At 61.0% G+C, this 17762-nt stretch carries 20 protein-coding genes and 1 tRNA gene; 8 read left to right on the top strand and 13 right to left on the bottom strand.

Annotation, left to right across the window (positions count from 1 at the left end; translation table 11 throughout):
- Positions 1 to 206: 206 nt before the first annotated feature.
- From IEX41_RS07635 to IEX41_RS07615, 5 genes are all read right to left on the bottom strand, one after another.
- Positions 207 to 1664, bottom strand: a complete 1458-nt coding sequence (locus IEX41_RS07635; protein WP_188789626.1) for a TniQ family protein — start codon at positions 1662 to 1664, stop codon at positions 207 to 209.
- Positions 1657 to 2625, bottom strand: coding sequence for an ATP-binding protein (locus IEX41_RS07630; RefSeq protein ID WP_188789625.1), 969 nt, complete (start codon positions 2623 to 2625; stop codon positions 1657 to 1659). Before IEX41_RS07630 ends, IEX41_RS07635 begins: the two co-directional genes overlap by 8 nt.
- Positions 2606 to 4765: a TnsB C-terminal domain-containing protein gene (locus tag IEX41_RS07625; RefSeq protein ID WP_188789624.1), complete on the bottom strand. Its 2160-nt coding sequence runs from the start codon at positions 4763 to 4765 to the stop codon at positions 2606 to 2608. Before IEX41_RS07625 ends, IEX41_RS07630 begins: the two co-directional genes overlap by 20 nt.
- Positions 4765 to 5457, bottom strand: a complete 693-nt coding sequence (locus tag IEX41_RS07620) for a TnsA endonuclease N-terminal domain-containing protein (RefSeq protein ID WP_188789623.1) — start codon at positions 5455 to 5457, stop codon at positions 4765 to 4767. Before IEX41_RS07620 ends, IEX41_RS07625 begins: the two co-directional genes overlap by 1 nt.
- Positions 5458 to 5657: 200 nt before the next feature.
- Positions 5658 to 5966, bottom strand: a complete 309-nt coding sequence (locus IEX41_RS07615) for a helix-turn-helix domain-containing protein (RefSeq protein WP_229673002.1) — start codon at positions 5964 to 5966, stop codon at positions 5658 to 5660.
- A 170-nt stretch (positions 5967 to 6136) separates the two neighbouring features.
- Here IEX41_RS07615 and IEX41_RS07610 point away from each other — a divergent pair, with 170 nt between their 5' ends.
- From IEX41_RS07610 to IEX41_RS07600, 3 genes are all read left to right on the top strand, one after another.
- On the top strand, positions 6137 to 6742 hold the full coding sequence (locus IEX41_RS07610) for a helix-turn-helix domain-containing protein (RefSeq protein WP_188789622.1): 606 nt from the start codon (positions 6137 to 6139) through the stop codon (positions 6740 to 6742).
- A 404-nt stretch (positions 6743 to 7146) separates the two neighbouring features.
- The gene (locus IEX41_RS07605) at positions 7147 to 7974 is read left to right on the top strand and encodes a hypothetical protein (RefSeq protein WP_188789621.1); all 828 of its coding nucleotides are present in this window, start codon (positions 7147 to 7149) and stop codon (positions 7972 to 7974) included.
- Positions 7975 to 8025: 51 nt separating this feature from the next.
- Positions 8026 to 8520, top strand: a complete 495-nt coding sequence (locus tag IEX41_RS07600) for a hypothetical protein (protein WP_188789620.1) — start codon at positions 8026 to 8028, stop codon at positions 8518 to 8520.
- Between the two features lie 171 nt (positions 8521 to 8691).
- Here the strand turns inward: IEX41_RS07600 and IEX41_RS07595 are convergent, their stop codons facing one another.
- The 3 genes from IEX41_RS07595 to IEX41_RS21470 form a co-directional block, all read right to left on the bottom strand.
- Positions 8692 to 9264 carry a hypothetical protein gene (locus tag IEX41_RS07595; RefSeq protein WP_188789619.1) on the bottom strand — a complete coding sequence of 191 codons (573 nt, stop codon included), beginning with the start codon at positions 9262 to 9264 and terminating at the stop codon, positions 8692 to 8694.
- Positions 9265 to 9417: 153 nt separating this feature from the next.
- Positions 9418 to 10233 (bottom strand): hypothetical protein, encoded by an 816-nt coding sequence (locus IEX41_RS21475; RefSeq protein WP_229672998.1) that lies wholly within the window; start codon positions 10231 to 10233, stop codon positions 9418 to 9420.
- Positions 10234 to 10361: 128 nt separating this feature from the next.
- Positions 10362 to 10712 carry a TniQ family protein gene (locus IEX41_RS21470; protein WP_229673037.1) on the bottom strand — a complete coding sequence of 117 codons (351 nt, stop codon included), beginning with the start codon at positions 10710 to 10712 and terminating at the stop codon, positions 10362 to 10364.
- Between IEX41_RS21470 and IEX41_RS07585 the strand changes: the two genes are divergently transcribed.
- On the top strand, positions 10683 to 10916 hold the full coding sequence (locus IEX41_RS07585) for a hypothetical protein (protein ID WP_188789722.1): 234 nt from the start codon (positions 10683 to 10685) through the stop codon (positions 10914 to 10916). The two genes, IEX41_RS21470 and IEX41_RS07585, sit on opposite strands and share 30 nt — an antisense overlap.
- Positions 10917 to 11152: 236 nt before the next feature.
- Here the strand turns inward: IEX41_RS07585 and IEX41_RS07580 are convergent.
- From IEX41_RS07580 to IEX41_RS07565, 4 genes are all read right to left on the bottom strand, one after another.
- Positions 11153 to 11229 (bottom strand) — tRNA-Arg (locus IEX41_RS07580).
- 222 nt (positions 11230 to 11451) lie between these two features.
- On the bottom strand, positions 11452 to 12834 hold the full coding sequence (locus IEX41_RS07575) for a sensor histidine kinase (protein WP_188789618.1): 1383 nt from the start codon (positions 12832 to 12834) through the stop codon (positions 11452 to 11454).
- Between the two features lie 19 nt (positions 12835 to 12853).
- The gene (locus IEX41_RS07570) at positions 12854 to 14269 is read right to left on the bottom strand and encodes a dihydrolipoyl dehydrogenase family protein (RefSeq protein WP_188789617.1); all 1416 of its coding nucleotides are present in this window, start codon (positions 14267 to 14269) and stop codon (positions 12854 to 12856) included.
- Positions 14270 to 14295: 26 nt separating this feature from the next.
- Positions 14296 to 15033 (bottom strand): TVP38/TMEM64 family protein, encoded by a 738-nt coding sequence (locus IEX41_RS07565; RefSeq protein ID WP_188789616.1) that lies wholly within the window; start codon positions 15031 to 15033, stop codon positions 14296 to 14298.
- A 267-nt stretch (positions 15034 to 15300) separates the two neighbouring features.
- Between IEX41_RS07565 and rpmH the strand changes: the two genes are divergently transcribed.
- The 3 genes from rpmH to yidD all read left to right on the top strand — a co-directional run bounded on the left by rpmH (position 15301) and on the right by yidD (position 16216).
- Positions 15301 to 15435, top strand: a complete 135-nt coding sequence (gene rpmH, locus IEX41_RS07560; RefSeq protein ID WP_188789615.1) for a 50S ribosomal protein L34 — start codon at positions 15301 to 15303, stop codon at positions 15433 to 15435.
- 185 nt (positions 15436 to 15620) lie between these two features.
- Positions 15621 to 15974, top strand: coding sequence for a ribonuclease P protein component (gene rnpA / locus IEX41_RS07555; protein WP_188789715.1), 354 nt, complete (start codon positions 15621 to 15623; stop codon positions 15972 to 15974).
- Positions 15971 to 16216 carry a membrane protein insertion efficiency factor YidD gene (gene yidD / locus IEX41_RS07550; protein WP_188789614.1) on the top strand — a complete coding sequence of 82 codons (246 nt, stop codon included), beginning with the start codon at positions 15971 to 15973 and terminating at the stop codon, positions 16214 to 16216. Before rnpA ends, yidD begins: the two co-directional genes overlap by 4 nt.
- Before the next feature lie 3 nt (positions 16217 to 16219).
- Here yidD and IEX41_RS07545 read toward each other — a convergent pair whose 3' ends face one another.
- Entirely contained in the window at positions 16220 to 16750 is a 531-nt protein-coding gene (locus tag IEX41_RS07545) for a superoxide dismutase family protein (RefSeq protein WP_188789613.1), read from the bottom strand.
- Between the two features lie 97 nt (positions 16751 to 16847).
- Here IEX41_RS07545 and ttcA point away from each other — a divergent pair, with 97 nt between their 5' ends.
- Positions 16848 to 17723, top strand: a complete 876-nt coding sequence (gene ttcA / locus IEX41_RS07540; protein WP_188789714.1) for a tRNA 2-thiocytidine(32) synthetase TtcA — start codon at positions 16848 to 16850, stop codon at positions 17721 to 17723.
- The last annotated feature ends 39 nt before the right edge of the window (positions 17724 to 17762 follow it).

Genomic DNA, 17762 nt, shown 5'->3' with positions numbered 1-17762 from the left:
CGCGCCTCGAAGTCCCGAATGCTGGTCCTGGTGATCAGGGTGTGTCGGTGATTGGTGTCGGCGTTCACACACTTCGCGTGGCCAAGATATCCAGCATCCCGAAGCGCCCGAATGGCCCCAACCCCGATCTTCAAGTAGGCTGCGGCCTCAAGCGGCGTCAGATCGCGCAGCGCGAGCGGGACGTCACCCGCGCCGACTTCAACCTCTTACGGAACGAGGATCGCCTGGAGTCCTGTCACGTCTGCCACACGGGCGAGCCCCTCAATTTTTCCCTCCCGCCAGAGCGTGATCAGGCGTACCAAACCAATACGATGGTTTCGACAATGATCTCGAAGCAAGAGATAGGTCCCGACACCCGGCACTTCATGCAGTGCAGCCACCTCTGCCAAGATCAGGCCCACATCTTCAGCGTAGACATAGCGCAGCGCAGTGCCGAACCTGATCGACCGCAGAACTCCCTTGTCGATCAGCCCCTTCACCTGCGTCGGCAAAACGTTCAGCGCAGCAGCCGTGGTTTTGAGGTTTCGCAACCCACCCCAGAATTCGAGCGCCCTGTCGAGCTGCTCCGGCGTCGTTTCCGTCAGGGCTTCGGTCTCTGTATCGGAAAGACCATCGACGTGACCGATCAGCCGCTTCAACAGCGCGACCCCGAGGCCGGTTTGCCTGCGCGCTGAATCAAATGACATTCGCTGGACACCGGGCACCGGCCTGCCCAACACGCGCCTGTTGGGCTTCATCGTGTAGCTGCGCACCGCGAAGGCGTGGACGCAGGCGACCAGGCGTTGCAGCTCCGGGCGCTCGTGTGCAGCGCGGAGCCAATGGTAGAACGCGCCGAGGTCAGTCGAATAATACGGCCGGCGCGAGCGGGAGCGCGCTTTGAGCTCCTCCATGCAGCGAAGGAGGCTCTCCGAACCGGCGGAAAGAACCCGCAGCCCCTCGACGCAAAACTCGCGCTCCTGAGCCTGACCGTACGATGAGAAATGCTGCAAAGGCGCGCCGCAGATGGCCGCACCCAGCGTCATACAGGCCCCGTGGAGATGAGTGAGCTCCAAGCCGCTGAGCCAGTCAGCCTGCGGCGCCCCGTAAATCCTGCCGCGGGCGTAGGTTTCGAACTCGGTCGCCTCATATACCTGCTGCCGATCCGCGGCCTGCTTCACCAGATCGCGGTGGAGATCGACCTGGGCCACGACATCATAGGTTTCGTGCGAGGTTGCAGCACGCGGCAGGTCCAGAAGAGCCGTTTTGTGGCGCGCGCACCCGGAAAGGCACAGGACATTCCACTCGAGCAGCTGATGCGCCCCATACCGTCCCATTTCCGCAAGAGCCTCTTCTGTGCATGTCGGGCAGACCCGGCTGGACGTGCGCCGGAACACGCCCGTGCTGCTCTTGGTGCGACCGACCCGGTAGTGACCGGTCCGAACCTGCTGTGCGCTCCAAAGCTCAAGATGAGGCAACTCAAGGCCCCCGACGTCGGCGAGCAGAGCAAGCTGGTCCGGGTGGCCGGAACAAAGAAACGGCCACCGCATTCCCATGTCGGAACATAGGTCTCGCGGCCTGACGCCATTTCGGGCGGCGAGCCGGGAGCCGATGCTTGCGGGAGTTTCCCCGTTGAGCGGAGAAACGGTCAGCGCCAGCCGCACATTGTGCATGTCGTCCTCAGACATCGTCGCCCCCGTCATCGAAACACCGGCGCGGATCAATCCGGTGGAAATCCTCGGCGAGAAACGGGTTCAGTCCCGGGCCGAAGGCAGTTCGCATGTGATAGACCTCCGCGAAATGCCGCCTGGACAGACATGCCTCCAGGCCGTCGGACCGGAGAGCACGCGTCAGCGCCTCTACGATGAACTGAGCGAGCAACCCAAACTCGTAGTCCGCCGCCAGCATGAGGCGTGACGCGAACTCCGCCGCCCTGACATCGTCATCACGCTGCACCTTCGCCCTGTCGCAGTAACGCGCCACAAGGCCAAGGACCTGATCCTGCCCAGCATATGGCGACAGGCGTTCGATCTCGATCGGATACATGCGGCGTGCCAGCTGCGCGTCCTGATTGATGATCGACTTGAGGCCGGGCATTCCGGTCAGAAGCAGTCCGACGGGCCACTGACTGTTCTCCATCAGGGACTTGAGCGTATTGACGATGGCCTGCCGCTCCTTGTCGGTCTGGTGCTGGGCCAAGTCCTGCGCCTCGTCCATGTGCATGAAGAGGGTCTTCCGCAACTTGAACTGCTGCTTCACGAGACCCCAGATAACAGCCGCTGACCGATCGCGGACGAGCGGATAGCCCGCCGCGTGCAGCGCAGCCGTCGCGACGAACTTCATCGTGGCCGGCGAAGGCACTTTGAGGCTGATCATCTCATTCACGCCGTCCAGGTTGTCGTACACCAATCTTTTCCGGTAACGCCGCCTCAGCTCCTGAATTGCCGTCGTCTTGCCCGCCCCTGAGCGACCGACGAGGACGATGCCCCTGAGGTCGGACACAATGCCCTCAGCGAGGTCCGCGCGCCTCTGTTCGAGCAACTGGTCGAAATACTCATCGAGGCGGTCGTAGGCCATGGTCGGGACGTAGGCGCCCCGAATGTCCTGAATGATCTGCCGGACCTCAGGACTACTCTTGTTCGTCTTCATCACTGAATCTCCATTCGATTTCGGGATCATTCGGCAGTTGGACCTGGTCGGAAGAGTGGTCGACCGTGGGCTCCCCCTCGATGCTTGCCCCCTTTGACGCAGTAATGTCCGAGAGCGAGCTGGTCAGGCTTGCCGTCCCCGCGGCCGCCGGTTTCTCGATGACCTCGCCGGGGACGACCCCGAAACTCAGGCCATAGAAGCTTTCGTGCTCCGCCCTGCGAATGTCTTTTGCAGACACGGTCAGCGGGCCAATCTGGCGCCACGCGCGTTGGTGATCATCGATCTGCTTGATGCGCTCAAGGGCGGCATCGACGACCTCGATATGGAGGCGTGCGGCAGCCTTGTTCGACCGCCGCAATTCGCGGATGGTCGCCTCCCAAACGGCGAGCGAAGTTCCACGCGCATTCGGCAATCCAGCCGGAATTGTGTGCCATGCATCATCGAACCAGGCAGAGACGTACCCCATGTCCTCAGGGTCGATGCGAAGATCGATCTGCTGCGCCCCCCTCCGCTGGAAAAAGGCGGCGAGCTTGCGGCTCGTGTAGGCTATGCCACAGACAAGGACGCCGTGACGACCAAGCTGACGCTTCTGCGGGATACCGAGGAAATGGCGGAGAACATGAGGTGATTTTGCCGGGCTATGCCCGTAGAGCGCCATCAATCGGTTCCAGGTGTCGGCGGGTGTCGCGTATTCCAAGCCACGATGCGCACGATGGTGGTAGGCATCGACGACGAAGCGCACCATAAGTTCCACAATGCTGTCCGCGGTATGCACCACGTACTTGTCAGACGGGTAGTCGCCGCGCTCCTGCGGATTGCTAAACGTTCTGCCCGTCAGGAGTGGCATGAGCATCGTCACGAATGTCCGGAAGACGCGTTCAACGCGTCCCCGCAGCTTGGGCACACCTGCTGGCAGCACTTCATACCCGATCCCGAGGTCTGCGAGCGCCGCCTTGAACTCCGGGTTGACGAAGGAAGCTCCGTTATCCACCACCACGTTGAAAATGTGGCCGTGCTGGCTCCACTCTGTCTTGCACCCCAGCTGTTTGGATATCTCGCTCTTGTTCCGCATGGCCAACCATAGGGTCGCCAGTGCGGTCTCGTGGCTCGGCATTCTCGCCATCTTGATGGCCAAGATCACCCTCGTCGCGGCATCGATTGCGACGCAGACCCAGAAGCGCCCTGTCCGAAGTTCGTCAAACTTCGGCTCGCTGACATCGATCCCGGCTTCTTCCAGCATGGCGATGAGGTCGATCTGCCACTCGTCCATTTCGATGCGCTGCAAGGGCGCTTCGATCTCAAGACCCTGACCGTAAGGTCCCAACTTGTTCTTGGCCTTCGCTACTCCTTCCCGAGCCGCGCAGGTTTCAAACTGGTCGAGTTCGGCGATGCGTCGTCGCACCGTACTCTGGCAAGTCTCCCGCTCCGGAAGCTGGTCACTCAGAGCAAGCGACTTGTTCAAGTCACGAATAATTCGATTTGCCTCATCCGCGATGTGCGGGATGTTGAGCCGGCCCGGATGCAGGTATGTCTTGATCGCAGCCTGTATGGCACTCTCGACCTGAGACGAGACCCGCTTGGCATTACCCCCGTTAAACCGGCTCTTCTTGACGAAGCACATGGGATCACGTGTTTCCTGCCAAAGTCGCACCGAAGCCATTAGGGCCGTGCGACCGGGATGCTTCTTGGAGAGAAGTTTCCCCAGCTCCGCCCCATCCCCACCATGGCGTATCTGCTCCAATATCTTGGCCTCGACACGTTTTTCCAACTGAGGGAGGAATGCGACGCAGGGGTCATTGGAGCGGTTTACCTCGCCATTCGCCTCCGCTTCGAGAAAGCAATCGACATAGAGCTGCTTGCGGAAGATCTCGGCTTTTTCGGCTGCGTCCATCCGGCTGATGAGCGCGCTGCTCGCCAAGGCGCGGCGCGCGGCTTGCGCACCGGAAAAATAGCCGTACTCAATGGACGCCTTGCCCTCATCGATCATGCGTTTGACATCGGCATGGCTGAAGCAGAGCAAATCCGAACTGCCGTCCAATGGACGCAGTTCCAGCGTGCTATCCAAGACGCCGCAGACCACATGCACGGTGCCGCCCACGACCAGCGCATCTGATTTACTGATCCGTAGCCTGACTGCCATCAGTGCACCTCCGGCATCGAGAGCATGCTGGCCTCGGTCACAGGAACGGACAGGTTCGTCATGGCGGCCCCGTTGAAGATCGCCTTGAAGCCTGCGCGGAATGCCCTCCCCTCCAGACAGGTCGCGGCAACAACCTGCCCCAGAGACATTTCGCGGTTCATGCCACGGAGCACCTGCTGAACCGCCGCATCTGCTTCGGCATCCTCGACCTGTCGAAACATGTGCAGCAGCTCCGCGTTGCGCACTTCGGCCGCGGAGAAGCTACTATCCGTTACGAGCAGTGCATCGTCCGCGAATTGCTTCGCGGTCTGCGCCCTGATCAGCGCGAACTCACGGTCGAAACCATTTCGTTCGACCAGCCCATCCGGTTTGACGGCAATCGCGATCCTTTTGCCGTCGTCCAACGTGGCCAGGAAATCGAAGGTGTGTGGCTTCAGCTTCCCATCTTGGTTTCTATAGGTGACCTGCGGCGGCTGATCCCAGATATCGACGACCGCATGCTGGGAGAGCAGCACCAGGAGGCACTTGCGCTCAAGGTGGCTCTCGAAGATCAGCTGCCGCCAAGCGGCCTGAGCACGCAGTTTCGCGACCAGAAACCCTCGTGCACTCGCCCGCGATCGGGCGGGGAACATGCGAGTCGCGCGCGTCCGCTCGGGCGGGACGTACGGCCCCCCGAAATCTTCGTCATACATAGGCTGTTGCTCCCGGCACCGCAGGCATACCTGCCGGTGCAACGGGGTCCTCTTTCATGGAGACACGGAGCCCCGGCCCGCAGAAGTCTCTGCACGCTTGACCGGGGCCGAAAGTTGGGTCATGAATGAGGTGTATCTGGCTACAACTTGATACACCTGAAGGGCCTTGGGAGCGTCAACTCCTCGGGCCCTTTGCTTTTCTAGGTCATTGTTGTTCCCTCCTCTTCGCACGCCGGAAACAACTCCTCCGGCGGCATGCCCATGGCCCGAGCAATGGCTTTTTCGATGCGCTTAGACCGACACATACGCTTGCCGACCAAGGTCAGCGCAGAGTCACTGACGCCAAGTTCTCGCGAGATCTGCGCCAGTGACGTTCCGCGGATTCGAAGTTCCGCCTTCAGACGCTCGTGAGCGTCCAGATCTTCCTTTGTCGGGGTGCGCATCGGGGCGATCTCCTGGTTCTGAGAGAGCAAAAAAGCAGGACTCTCCATCCAGTTAAGGAACTCCATCTAAACTGGTCAATCTTGCAAGACGCTGTCTTAAAACAAAAAACCATCCGGACCATTCGGTCCGCACGGACCAAATGGTCCGCCCGCGTTGTTTTCTTGACCGCTGACCAGCGTGGCCGAGCTAAGGTTCCTGAGAGGCACGAACAGCTCAGGCACTGGATTCACCGGATTTGGCTACTCCACAGGAAGATCACGAATCGATTGCTCGGCGGGTTGGTGCGGCCAACCTGCTGGCCGTTCGTGCATCCACCGGACTGAGCCAGGCCCAGTTCGCCGCGGCCATCGGGCTCTCGGACCGCGCCCTACGCCGCTACGAGCGCGGGGAACGCGAGCTGCCCCAGGCTGCGCGGCTGGCTATCATTCAGGTATTCAAGATCGACCCTCTTGCCAGCGACCAACTGGCCGCCGCGATTGGGCTGGACGGCGCTGCGCTGTTTCCAGGCGCAACGGCAGTGACTGCGGCTGAGGAAAGTTTCTGGGTGAAGCTTAGGCGAGAGGGTCTGGAATCCAGGGAGCGGAACTACTCTCCCCTTGGCCAGCATCTTCTGAAGGCCCGCGACTACGCCTTTCTCAGCGCAACGCTGTACTTCGCCGCGAAGCATGTCGCGCTGGGGCTGGGGCTCCCCTTTGGCTTCGGGGTCAACGGCACGGACTGGGCATTCATCGGAGCCTTCTGTGTGATCGTGCTCTTCCTGTTTTCAGTCGTTGCCGAGCTGCCCGTACTCAAGGCCGCCAGACATATTCTAACGGGCAATAGGGGGAGAAGGGCCCTCTAAGGCGCGTCGGCGGTCAATAGGGCGGAAAGCGCTCCTTCTCTGCACGCGCGAACACACTCATGCGAGGACATGAAAGCGGACTTTCCGCCAGGATCCACCTTGGGAACCGGCGTAAGCTACACAAGGATGAAGAAACAGTCATTCGCAGCCCCGTAGGGCGGGAGCAGGGGTTTGCGCCGGAGGCCGATGAGGAGCAAGACGTATCACGCTCCCTGCCGGTTGAACGAGCTCATGCTATGGCGCTACGCTGCTATCGCAGCGCAGCAAGGGCCATAGGATCTGTTCCAGAGCGCCTTCGCCGAACGGTCACGTAAGGCTATGGGTGAGGTCTTGCACAAATCTGGGTTGCGCTCCCCCTAAATCCTGCCCAAAAAGGTCGTAAAACCAACCAATTGAGATATGTGATGAGCGGCTACGAAAGATGTGTTGTTACCTTTTTAGACATTCTCGGATTCCGCTCCCTTCTGGGGCGCAAGAGCGCAGAGGAGATTGCCTCTGATTTGGTAAAGTTCCGTAAATTTACGGAAGGCGATGAGCCTCACCAACCACGGAGAATGAAGGATTACCGGTTGCAGAGTGAGGTGCGCGCCGAAATCATTTCGGATGCCATCGTTCGCGTTAGAACTACCGAGACACAGTATCAGGATGGCCCGTTCGTTTGGGAGTTGCTGGACCTGCTTCACATCCAAATCGACTGTATCGCAAACGGAATACTCATTAGAGGAGCGATGCAAATAGGGGATATGCACCTCGGCATGAGCCTAGAGGGGCCTGTGTTTGGCCAAGCCCTTGTTGATGCCTATCTCATGGAAGAAAACGACGTTGTGTTTCCGATGATCGCCGTAGACCAAGAGGTTGTTAGACAACACCTAAAAGATGAACGACTTTGGCTAGAAGGGCACAGCGCACGGGACGAGCAGGATTATGCGGACAGGCTCCTTGCTCAAGATGAACGAGGCATTTGGTTTATCGACTACCTGCGCGCGTCGCTAAATGAGATGGATGCCTACTACCATGGTTGGATAGAATTTTTGCGTATGCACCGCGATCTAATCTCACGTGAACTGAATGCAGGGCACCCGGAAAGGGTGAGGGAAAAGTTCGACTGGCTTCGAGACTACCATAATCGAACCGTTAACAAGGCTCGGCGCAGTTTCGATGTGGATGAAGGCATCGAAGAATTTGGTGATCGACTAGAGAACATTTTTGCTGACCTCATCGTGCCGGAATAGCCCAAACCAGATCATAGGCTTCTCGCGTCAACCGCTCTAGCAGACCGTGACGTGCTACCCAAGGCGCGAGCGATCATACCCAAAGTGGGCCGGTTGCCCGGTATCGACGGCAAGGCCAAGATGTCGAAATCCGGTGGCAATGCCATTGCCCTGCCCGCCTCGCCCGAAGAGGTCCGAAGTGCCGTCAAGGCGATGTTCACCGATCCGAACCACCTGCGTGCCGAAGACTCGGGTTGTGTCGAGGGCAACGTTGTCTTCACGTATCTCGACGCCTTCGATCCCGTTCACGATGAGCTTGCCGAGCTTAAGGCACAATACCAGCGTGGCGGGCTTGGTGACGGCAGGATCAAGGCGCTCCTGGAAGCGATTTTCCTAGAGCTTATCGCCCCAATTCGAATGCGCAGAGCTCAACTCTCCGAAGAAATGGGATACGTTCCTGAGGTCATCAGAGGGGGCACAGAACGCACCGAGGCGACTACGCGCGACGTGGTGAACGCCTCGGGTCCGTTCCAGTTGTGGGGAAGCAGAGGCGGGCAAAACTTATGAATGTACGTTTCGTACGCACAGCAGATCTACGCCGGCTGGCAGATGCCGCGTGGGCGTGGCCACGGCGGCTTCCGGGAAGCTGCACTGCGGCGTCGGTTAGGCATGTGAAGGTCCGCAATGGGCCGGAAGCGCCATGGGCCTGGCAAGGGACCGGACGTCCGGTTTGGGCCGTCAAATCTTTCGGATGAACTCTTCCCATCCCCCGACCAAGGCTTCGTCAACCGCTGCAGTAATTTCTTCTCTCCCGTTTTTACGCAATGAGTTCCTCGAAAATCCGTCATACCCAATGCGCTCGTTGGCACGATCCGCAAGCAGTTCGCACCAAGCTCTCATGGACGAGATACACTTCTCTAATTCAGTTCGAGTCAAAGAATGTCCTGTTTGTTGGCCGTGCAGTATCTTCTTCCTGTATTGATAGGCAGTATCCGTGTCCCGTTTAAGCGCTTTGTACTCGTCCTGCATCAAATCTTTCACCGAGCGATTTGAAAGGCGGTAGATCGCTCCTATGAATTTGTCGTGATTGGCCGTAGTCTTTCGCAGGATAGCTGCTCGCACGGCCGTCTTGTGTTCTCTCTCTCCATCTTCGAAAGCCGAGTGCTGAAAGATCAAGTTCGAGGTCAGTCTTCTGAGCTGTTTCTCCAGCTTCACCCATGAAAGCGTGAACGCATCCACCGCTCGTGTTTCCGCATCCGACTTGAGCAACAGATCTACCGTAGAAAATTCAGCTGAGGTTGCGTTCTTCATGTTCGAGACCAATTTTCGATGAGTTTCACGCTCCCAGTTTACAACTGCTTCCCAAGGTGTCGACATCCGAGTGTCTGTTTTAAGGGAGCCGCGCTGCGGCAACCAACGACAAATACAAAGTCGGCTTTGGGTCGATATGTTACCGCTCGCTATTTACGCGCACACATCTTCGCGCCAGTATATCCTGCTTAGGTCGTGCGGCATCGCCAAGAGCGCCACGTCAGCATTTCTAAGTCTCATAGACAATGCGCCCTGAGGGCGCTGAGCTGCGTCGGCAAGCTCGCCTAAAGATATGAAGATTTCGCGGAACTGCATCAGACTACCAGCGGTAACTACGGTCGCACCTCGACGGTAGAGTTCCGCCGCATCTACTCCGTGCAGCAACCCGTTCTCTACCAGATACCTCACGGTCTTTGCGGTGACTCGTAGCTCCTGTGCGACGGCGCTAATGGAGAGTAGGGGCTCGCATGCTTCTTCAGCAGCGTCGGCACCATGTGCCTCGACGACCACTCTTGCCCCAGAGCCCTTGCGCGCTGAGAAAAACCTCCTCTCGCGCTCGTATGCCACAAGCATTCTCTGTGTCACGAAGCCCATCGGGACAATGCTGCCATCAGCCTGACGCCTTACGAGGCCGCGGCGCACCAAATCCTCTGCATTACGCTTGGCGAAGCCCTTGAGCGGAAATGGCTTCTGCACGTTCAACCCAGCCTTTCCCTCCGACGGCACCCCAAGGACCAGCACTCCCCTTCTGACGGAGAAATGGTCGAAGACGTGCCGCCGTACGACGTCGCGCAGGGGCTCGAATTCATCACCGAGGCTCCGGCTTTTCAGCCATGTGGTCCAGGGACCGAAAAGCCGGCCGAAGAAACGCCGATCCACGCCCTTCTCACGCGCCATCGCAGTGAGGCAGTCTGAGAGGGCCGCAGGGCCGTCTTTCAGCACGTCGTAGCCAGAGGCGCCGAAACTCATCCAGTCGGCCTCCCTGTGCCCCGTCAGCGAGGCGTCTGGTCCCTTGGTGATCCGCAGCCCAAGCACCTCGCATGCGCGCGACACCACATTTAGCTCGAGACAGTCGATCCATCGATCGCCCCGCCCTTTCAGGGTGCGGTCGGTGAGGGACTGCTCGAAGGGCTGTGGCCTGCGGGGATCATCGGCTGATCCACAACCCAGCCGTAGTGCTTCCGAAGCTGCGCCGAGAAATCCCTGGCATCTTTGCTAAATCTCTCTGGTGGAAGGTTCACCAGCATGCAGCCGTGCTCGGGGCAGCTTCTGATCGACGAGAATTTCCACTGCAGGCGGCGCGGTACACGCCACGATTCAGCTGCAGACGGCGACTCCGCCCTTACACACTCGGGACAGACACGGACCCGCAAGCGTTGAAAGCTCTGGCGGGAGGCAAACTCGTCTCGCAGTCGGAGATGCGCTTTTCCAAGGTGGCGGACGGACACCCATGCCAACGCAGCCGCATCGCACCCGGCCAACTGCACCAATTGCCTATCGCGAACTTCTCACCGCGGAACAAGGGATCGATCGGAAAGGCGATGTCGCCGAAGAAGCGCTGCATGCAGCTTGCGCCTCCCCTCGCCGCGGGTCGGGGCAACAAGGACGATGCCGGCTCGAACGCCGCATGCCGCACAGTCAGCGGCAACTGAGGAAAGGTATTTCAGGGGTGGCAGGGAGGCTTTTGCCCAAACGAGACCTCCAAGATCAGACAATGGCAGGATTGTCCTGACCCTACGATGGCGAGCTCAACGGGCAACGCCACTCCGTGTTCTGGACGTTCCGTCTGCGGGGTCAGGCATCTGACATGAAAGTCGGTCTTTCCAGGAACCCCACATCGCGAAATGAAAAGGCCCCGACGCTTTCGCGTCGAGGCCTTTTGAATTTATGGCGGACCGAGGAGGATTCGAACCCCCGACCCCTTGATTCGTAGTCAAGTACTCTATCCAGCTGAGCTATCGGTCCGTTGAGGCGGGGTTTAGAGTTAGTGGCCGGGAGGCGCAAGCGACTTTTTCAAGAAACTGACAAAAAACACCTAACATACTGGAAAATAATAATTATTTATAAAATTGAAACACTTGGAGATGCCCTGACAGCCAATTGCCACGCCGCGCCCTGCCCCCGTTCAGGCCATATCCAGATTCGAAACACCCGGCATGGCCGCAAGACAGACCTCAAGGAACCGCTTCAGGCGAATTGCCCCATGGGCAGACGAATCTCGAAGCAGCTGCCGTCTTCGCCGGTGCGGGCAAGACGCAGCACACCGCCATGATTGCGTACCAGTTCCTGCACAATGGCAAGGCCAAGGCCCGTGCCTCCCTTGCGTGCGCCCCCCTGGAACGGCTGGAAAAGGTGTTCGCGGGCGCGCTTGGGCAGGCCGGGGCCTGTGTCGATCACTTCGATCACCCAGGCATCGTCTTCCTCGCGGGCGGCAACGTTGATTTCACCGGGCTGACCGGTGCCGATGATCGCCTGCCGCGCATTGCGCACGAGGTTGCCGATCATGCGGTAAATCTGCTCCACGTCGCCCCGGACCTGCATGGAGCCGGGGATGTCCTCCGACAGGCTCAGGTCATGGTCGCCGATGGCAAGACGCTCGGCCTCGAGCACCTCGGAGACAAGCTCGGCAAGGTTGAACTGGCTGAGCACCGGCGCAGGCTCTTCGGCGCGACCAAAGGCAAGGGTGTTCTCACACAAGGATACCGCGCGGGCGATGGAGCCGACCAGCTTGGGCGCCATGCGCTTGACCGACGGGTCCTCGGACATCTCGATCCGGTCGGTGAACAGCTGCGCCGAGGTGAGGATGTTGCGAAGATCGTGACTTACCCGCGCCACCGCGCCGCCCAGCTGGGCCAGACGCTCTTTCTGGCGCAGGGCCGCCGACAGCTGGGTCTGCATGGATTGCAGCGCCTCTTCAGCCTCTCGCAGTTCACGCACCCCGGCGGAGGGGCGGATGATGCGACGTACGTCCTCGGGGGCCTCGGCGTAGCTTTGCATGTGGGCCACCACGCCCTTGATGGGCTTCACCAGCAGGCGGCGCACCGCAAGGAACAGCAGCAAGGCGGTGATGATCGAGATCACCGCCGACAGGGTCAGGATCCGCAGCCCGTATTCCACCATCGCGTGGCGCATGGGGCCACTGTCCATGGTGACCTCGATCAGCTGGCCCGCGTCGCGGGACGGATAGCCCAGAACCCGGATCACCGTCGGTTCGCTGTCGATCAGCCGTTCCATGGCATCGCGCATGAGCGTCACCGGCCCCGCCTCGCGCAGGTCAAAGGATTCCGACACCGGGCCCGGCACCTCGGAAGACAGAACCAGTTCGCGCGTTGCATTGCGCTGGAGGGCCACGTTGTAGACCTCGGCGTTGGCAAGCAGCTCCTCTTCGAGATCCATGTCCACGATCCCGTCCGCCAGGAGCGCCAGCGACGCGATCTGCGCGCGCTGCAGTCGGTCCGTGAGGTAATCCTCGCGGAACCGCGCCACGGAGGGCAGGAAGATCAGGATTTCGGCCAGCATCACGAAGATGATCGTGAGGATCAGGAAGCGGCCGGAGAGAGAGTTGAACATGTGCTAGGGTCTTGCCTCGTCAGGGCAGCCAGCGCTGAACAGCCCTTGTAACTTTTTTCACGGTTTCGTTTTCAAACAGACGAGGAGAGAAATAGGTTCCCGCAAGTCGTTTGTTAAGCTCCCCGATGGTGGGGTACGGCACAACCATCCCTGCAATATCGCTCATCTTCAGCCGTGCCGAAAGGGCCAGCGCCCAGAGCCCGATGAGCTCGCCCGCCTGCTGCCCCACGATTGACGCGCCCACCGGGCGGCCCTTGACCACCATGACCTTGAGCAGCCCGGCGCTCTGCCTCTGGGCAATAGCGCGGTCGTTGTGCTGGTAGGGCAACCGCACGATCTCGACCTTATCGCCATACTGGTGGCGCGCTTCGGCCTCGGTCAGTCCGACCTGCGCGATCTCGGGCGAGGTATAGGTGGCGCGCGGCAGGATCTGTGGCTTGACCTTCACCGGCAGCCCGAAAAGCGCGTTCCGCACCACGAGGCCCGCGTGATAGCCGGCCACATGGGTGAACTGAGGCCCGCCCGCCACGTCTCCGATGGCATAGACCCGGCGGTTCGACGTGCGCAGCCCCTCGTCCACGGTGATCCCGGCGGCGGTAGTGTCCACCTTGCCCTTCCCGAGGCCCAGCGCGTCCAGCACCGGTGCCCGCCCTACGGCCACCAGCAGGTGTGAGCCGGAGTGGCGCAAGCCCCCGGCGGTCACCTCGATACTGTCGGCGGTCTGGGTCACCTTCTCGACGGCGTGTTCCTCATGCAGGGCGACACCTTCTGTCCGTAGCTCTTCGAGCACCACTGCCGCCATCTCGGGGTCCTCGCGGGACAGGGCACGCCCGGCCTCGATTACCGTCACGTCACAGCCCAGCCGCCGATGCGCCTGCGCCATCTCGAGCCCGATGGGCCCTCCCCCGATCACCAGCAGGTGGCGCGGCCGCTCGCGCAGCTGCCAGAGCGTCTCGTTGGTAAGATAGGGCACATCCGAAAGCCCTGGAATCGGCGGAATGCGCGGGCGTGAGCCGGTGGCGATGACGATGCGCCGCGCGGTTATGACATGGGCGCCCGCCTGCACCTCGGTCGGTGACAGGAAGCGCCCGGCCTCACGGATGACCTCGACCCCGAACCCCTCGAACCGCTCTTGGCTGTCCATGGGGGCGATCCGGGCGATGGATTCGGCCACGTGGTCCTGCACGGCGGCATAATCCACCTGAGGCTCGACTGACGCGACCCCAAAGGCCGACGCGTGCGACATGCGGAACGCCCTCTGCGCCGACGCGATGAGCGCCTTTGATGGCACGCAGCCGTGGTTGAGGCAATCGCCTCCCATCTCTCCGGGTTCCAGTAGGATCACTCGGACGCCCATCTGTGCCGCCCCCGCCGCGACAGAAAGGCCGCCAGATCCCGCGCCGATGACCAGCAGGTCCGTCTTGCGCCTTTGCATATATATGCCTCCTGGGGCTTCGAGGGTCAGATCTCGCGGCGTCCGCGCAACGTGCGGATCGCCATGGGGAGGGCTGCGAGCGCCGCAAGCCCCAACAGTGGCCCCAGCACCTGCGGTGACCAGATGATGCCGAGGTCCGGGGTCTCGCCGCGGTCGAACACCTCGCCGAGGCCGACACCGATCGAGGTAAAGACCAGCGCTCCTGGAATGATACCCAACGCCGTGGTCCAGAGGAAGTTGACAAACCGTACCCCGACCATGGCAGGCAGCAGGTTTGCCACGAAGAATGGAACCGCGGGAAGCAGGCGAAGCAGCAGCAGAACGCTGACCTCGTTTTCTCGCAGGCGGGTCCGCAGCCGGCCCAGCGTCCCCTCGGACGCATCAAGCCGCGCAGCAAGCGCCTGCCCCAGCCCTGCCCGCGCCGCGAGGAAGATCAGCAGTGCCCCCAGCGTCGCCGCGAGGACATTGAAGGCCGTGCCCGGCCCGAGACCGAACAGGAAGCCCCCGGTGACCGACGCCACCGCCGCCCCCGGCAGCGACAGGGCCACGATGGCGACATAGGCGAGCAAGAACAGCGCAGCGAGCGCGGCGTAATGTGATTCCCTGAAGGCCATCAGCGCGGCGCGATTCTCGGACAGGGTCTCGAAACTGATATGCTCGCGCAGGGTGACGGCCCCGACGACGGCAGCGATCACCACCAGCGCCAGCGGCAGGTGACGCCAGGGGCTGTGGGAAGGGGCGGGCTTGGAAGCGGGTTCGGTCATGTAGAGAACAATGGGCCAAGCAGGCATGGCGCAACAGCCCCATCACGGCTCCTTGATGCGCAGTGACGATCCTTCGCAGTATTTGTGGGAGCGGGCTTTCCAAGATATGTCCTGTTGTAACACCACCCCCATGCTGGGAGGCGAAATGTTGCAGCTTTCGCGTGATACATGTTTGACATGCGGTCGGCCCCTCCCTATAGCACGGGCTTCGAAATGACCCGCCCGGCGAATCCGTCCCGGGTAGCCCGAGTAACGGAGTAGAGCGCGATGAAACGCACCTTCCAGCCTTCGAACCTTGTTCGCAAGCGCCGTCACGGCTTCCGCGCCCGCATGGCGACCAAAGCAGGCCGTGCCATCCTGAACGCGCGCCGCGCACGCGGCCGCAAAAACCTCAGCGCCTGAGCAGAGGTGCTCTGCCCATGGCGGAGCAGGACAGGAAAGCCACAGAAAATGCCGCTTCGGACCTTTCCGAAGCGGCATTTCCTCATGTTGGATCGTCTGGCAGGCCCGGTGAAATCGGTAAGATCGGCGTGACTGACCAGGTCGCCGAAACCGGCGCAAGAATTGCGTCGCAGCCCTTTGGCGCCATGCGCAAGCGGTCCGATTTCCTTGCCGCAGCCCGGGCATCCCGCCAACCGGTGGGCTCGATGCTCGTGCAGGCACGGTTCCGCGATGACGGCGATCCGTCAGTGCGCATCGGTTTTACCTGTTCGAAAAAGGTCGGCAATGCCGTCGCCCGCAACCGTGCCAAACGCCGGATGCGCGAAATCGCACGTCTGACATTACCCGAGATTGCGCGGCCCGGCTGGGATTACGTGCTGATCGGCCGTCGTGACGCCACTGCCGAACGCCCGTTCGGCGCGCTCTGCGACGATCTGCGCTATGCCCTGCGCAAAATCCATGCTCCTAGGGACAAGAAACCGAAGGTCCCGCGATCGTGAACATTGCGGCGCGCATCTTCGCCCTGCCCGTCAAGGCCTACCGACTGCTCTGGTCGCCATGGGTCGGCCATAGCTGTCGCTTCCAGCCCACTTGTTCTGTCTACGCTCTGGAAGCGCTGGAAAAACACGGAGCGCTCAGGGGTGGCTGGCTCGCCACCCGTCGCATTCTGCGCTGTCACCCGTGGGGTGGTAGCGGGATAGACAATGTGCCGGACCCCAAGGGCCCGGCACGACGGTCTTAGGTCTTAGGACGCGACTTCGACCACGCCGCAAGCGACGCGCGAGCCGGCACCGGCCTCTTCACCATAGCTGTCAGGGCCTTCATGGATGATGAAGGCCGAGCCGTCTTCGTCCATTATCGGAGCCATGTCGCCATTGATTGTCAGCGCGGTGCTGGTCACGTCCGCCTCGATGTTGCCATCCGCATCGGCGTAGATGTTCGGCAGATCGCCGGCATGCGCTGGCCCATCCGAGAGAAGGCCATGGGAATTGCCGTCGGGGGCATAGTGATCGCCGGCGGAGCTGAAGTCGTCGGCCGAACAATCACCGATTTCGTGCAGGTGGAAACCGTGCCAGCCTTCCTCGATGTTCTCGGCAGTGACCCGGGCAAGGATGCCCTCCGCCGTTTCGAACAGCTGCACTTCGCCGACGGTCTCGCCATCGGTGTTCGACAGGGTGGCCGTGGCATCCGGCATGTCCATCTCGGACTGCGCGAGGGCCGGGCCTGCGATGGACGCGGCACAAAGAGCGGCGACGAGTGCGGTGGTCTGTTTCATGAAAGGCTCCTTTCGTTGCTGAAAGGTGAACGCCTGCCGGCGCCGTGTGTTCCTGACACCTCTTGCCGATGACGTGATCCGCGCGTATGGCCTGCCCATGCTCGATGACAGTGACGATATCCACCCGCTCTTCCACGGTGCCCCCAAAAGCACCGAGTTCAAGAAGCTGCGCAAACGCATTGTCCAGTACACGCGTGAGGCGGTCGAGCAATACGGCATGATCGAACCCCGCAAAGACGGCTCCACGCCAAAATGGCTGGTGTGCCTGTCGGGCGGCAAGGACAGCTACACCCTGCTTGCCGTGCTGCACGAGTTGAAATGGCGCGGCCTTCTGCCGGTGGACCTGCTGGCCTGCAACCTCGACCAGGGACAACCGGGCTTTCCCGCGACCGTCTTGCCCGAGTTTCTCGAAAAGATGGGCGTTCCGCACCGCATCGAATATCAGGACACCTATTCCATCGTCATGGACAAGGTGCCCCAGGGCCGTACCTTCTGCGCCCTTTGCTCGCGGCTGCGGCGCGGCAACCTCTACCGCATCGCGCGCGAAGAGGGCTGCTCGGCCGTGGTGCTTGGCCATCACCGGGACGATATCCTCGAGACCTTCTTCATGAACCTCTTCCACGGCGGGCGCCTGGCCACCATGCCGCCGAAGCTGGTCAACGAAGAAGGTGATCTTTTCGTCTACCGCCCCCTCGCCCACGTGGCCGAGGTGGATTGCGAGAAGTTCGCCCGTGCGCTCAATTACCCGATCATCCCATGCGATCTGTGCGGCAGCCAGGATGGGCTGCAGCGCCAGCAGGTGAAGCAGATTCTTGACGGCTGGGAAAAGAACTCCCCCGGTCGGCGCCAGGTGATGTTCCGGTCCCTGATGAACATCCGCCCTTCGCACATGCTCGACCCCAAGCTGTTCGATTTCGCCGGGCTGATGTTGGATCCTGAACGAAAAAGTTCGGATATCCCCTCCCTACGTTAAACATCCGGTTACCTCGCCGTTCTACTCCTGTTCGCAAGG

It is taken from the genome of Salipiger pallidus (assembly GCF_014643635.1).
GTDB classification, from domain to species: domain Bacteria; phylum Pseudomonadota; class Alphaproteobacteria; order Rhodobacterales; family Rhodobacteraceae; genus Salipiger; species Salipiger pallidus.
This window is presented reverse-complemented; position numbering and strand designations above follow the sequence as displayed.

Bases quoted from the DNA above. Each gene is read 5' to 3' on its own strand.
- IEX41_RS07635 (WP_188789626.1), bottom strand. From the start codon at position 1,664: ATGTCTGAGGACGACATGCACAATGTGCGGCTGGCGCTGACCGTTTCT.
- IEX41_RS07630 (WP_188789625.1), bottom strand. From the start codon at position 2,625: ATGAAGACGAACAAGAGTAGTCCTGAGGTCCGGCAGATCATTCAGGAC.
- IEX41_RS07625 (WP_188789624.1), bottom strand. From the start codon at position 4,765: ATGGCAGTCAGGCTACGGATCAGTAAATCAGATGCGCTGGTCGTGGGC.
- IEX41_RS07620 (WP_188789623.1), bottom strand. From the start codon at position 5,457: ATGTATGACGAAGATTTCGGGGGGCCGTACGTCCCGCCCGAGCGGACG.
- IEX41_RS07615 (WP_229673002.1), bottom strand. From the start codon at position 5,966: ATGGAGTTCCTTAACTGGATGGAGAGTCCTGCTTTTTTGCTCTCTCAG.
- IEX41_RS07605 (WP_188789621.1), top strand. From the start codon at position 7,147: ATGAGCGGCTACGAAAGATGTGTTGTTACCTTTTTAGACATTCTCGGA.
- IEX41_RS07595 (WP_188789619.1), bottom strand. From the start codon at position 9,264: ATGAAGAACGCAACCTCAGCTGAATTTTCTACGGTAGATCTGTTGCTC.
- IEX41_RS21475 (WP_229672998.1), bottom strand. From the start codon at position 10,233: ATGAGTTTCGGCGCCTCTGGCTACGACGTGCTGAAAGACGGCCCTGCG.
- IEX41_RS07585 (WP_188789722.1), top strand. From the start codon at position 10,683: ATGCGCTTTTCCAAGGTGGCGGACGGACACCCATGCCAACGCAGCCGC.
- IEX41_RS07575 (WP_188789618.1), bottom strand. From the start codon at position 12,834: ATGTTCAACTCTCTCTCCGGCCGCTTCCTGATCCTCACGATCATCTTC.
- IEX41_RS07570 (WP_188789617.1), bottom strand. From the start codon at position 14,269: ATGCAAAGGCGCAAGACGGACCTGCTGGTCATCGGCGCGGGATCTGGC.
- IEX41_RS07565 (WP_188789616.1), bottom strand. From the start codon at position 15,033: ATGACCGAACCCGCTTCCAAGCCCGCCCCTTCCCACAGCCCCTGGCGT.
- rpmH (WP_188789615.1), top strand. From the start codon at position 15,301: ATGAAACGCACCTTCCAGCCTTCGAACCTTGTTCGCAAGCGCCGTCAC.
- rnpA (WP_188789715.1), top strand. From the start codon at position 15,621: ATGCGCAAGCGGTCCGATTTCCTTGCCGCAGCCCGGGCATCCCGCCAA.
- IEX41_RS07545 (WP_188789613.1), bottom strand. From the start codon at position 16,750: ATGAAACAGACCACCGCACTCGTCGCCGCTCTTTGTGCCGCGTCCATC.
- ttcA (WP_188789714.1), top strand. From the start codon at position 16,848: ATGCTCGATGACAGTGACGATATCCACCCGCTCTTCCACGGTGCCCCC.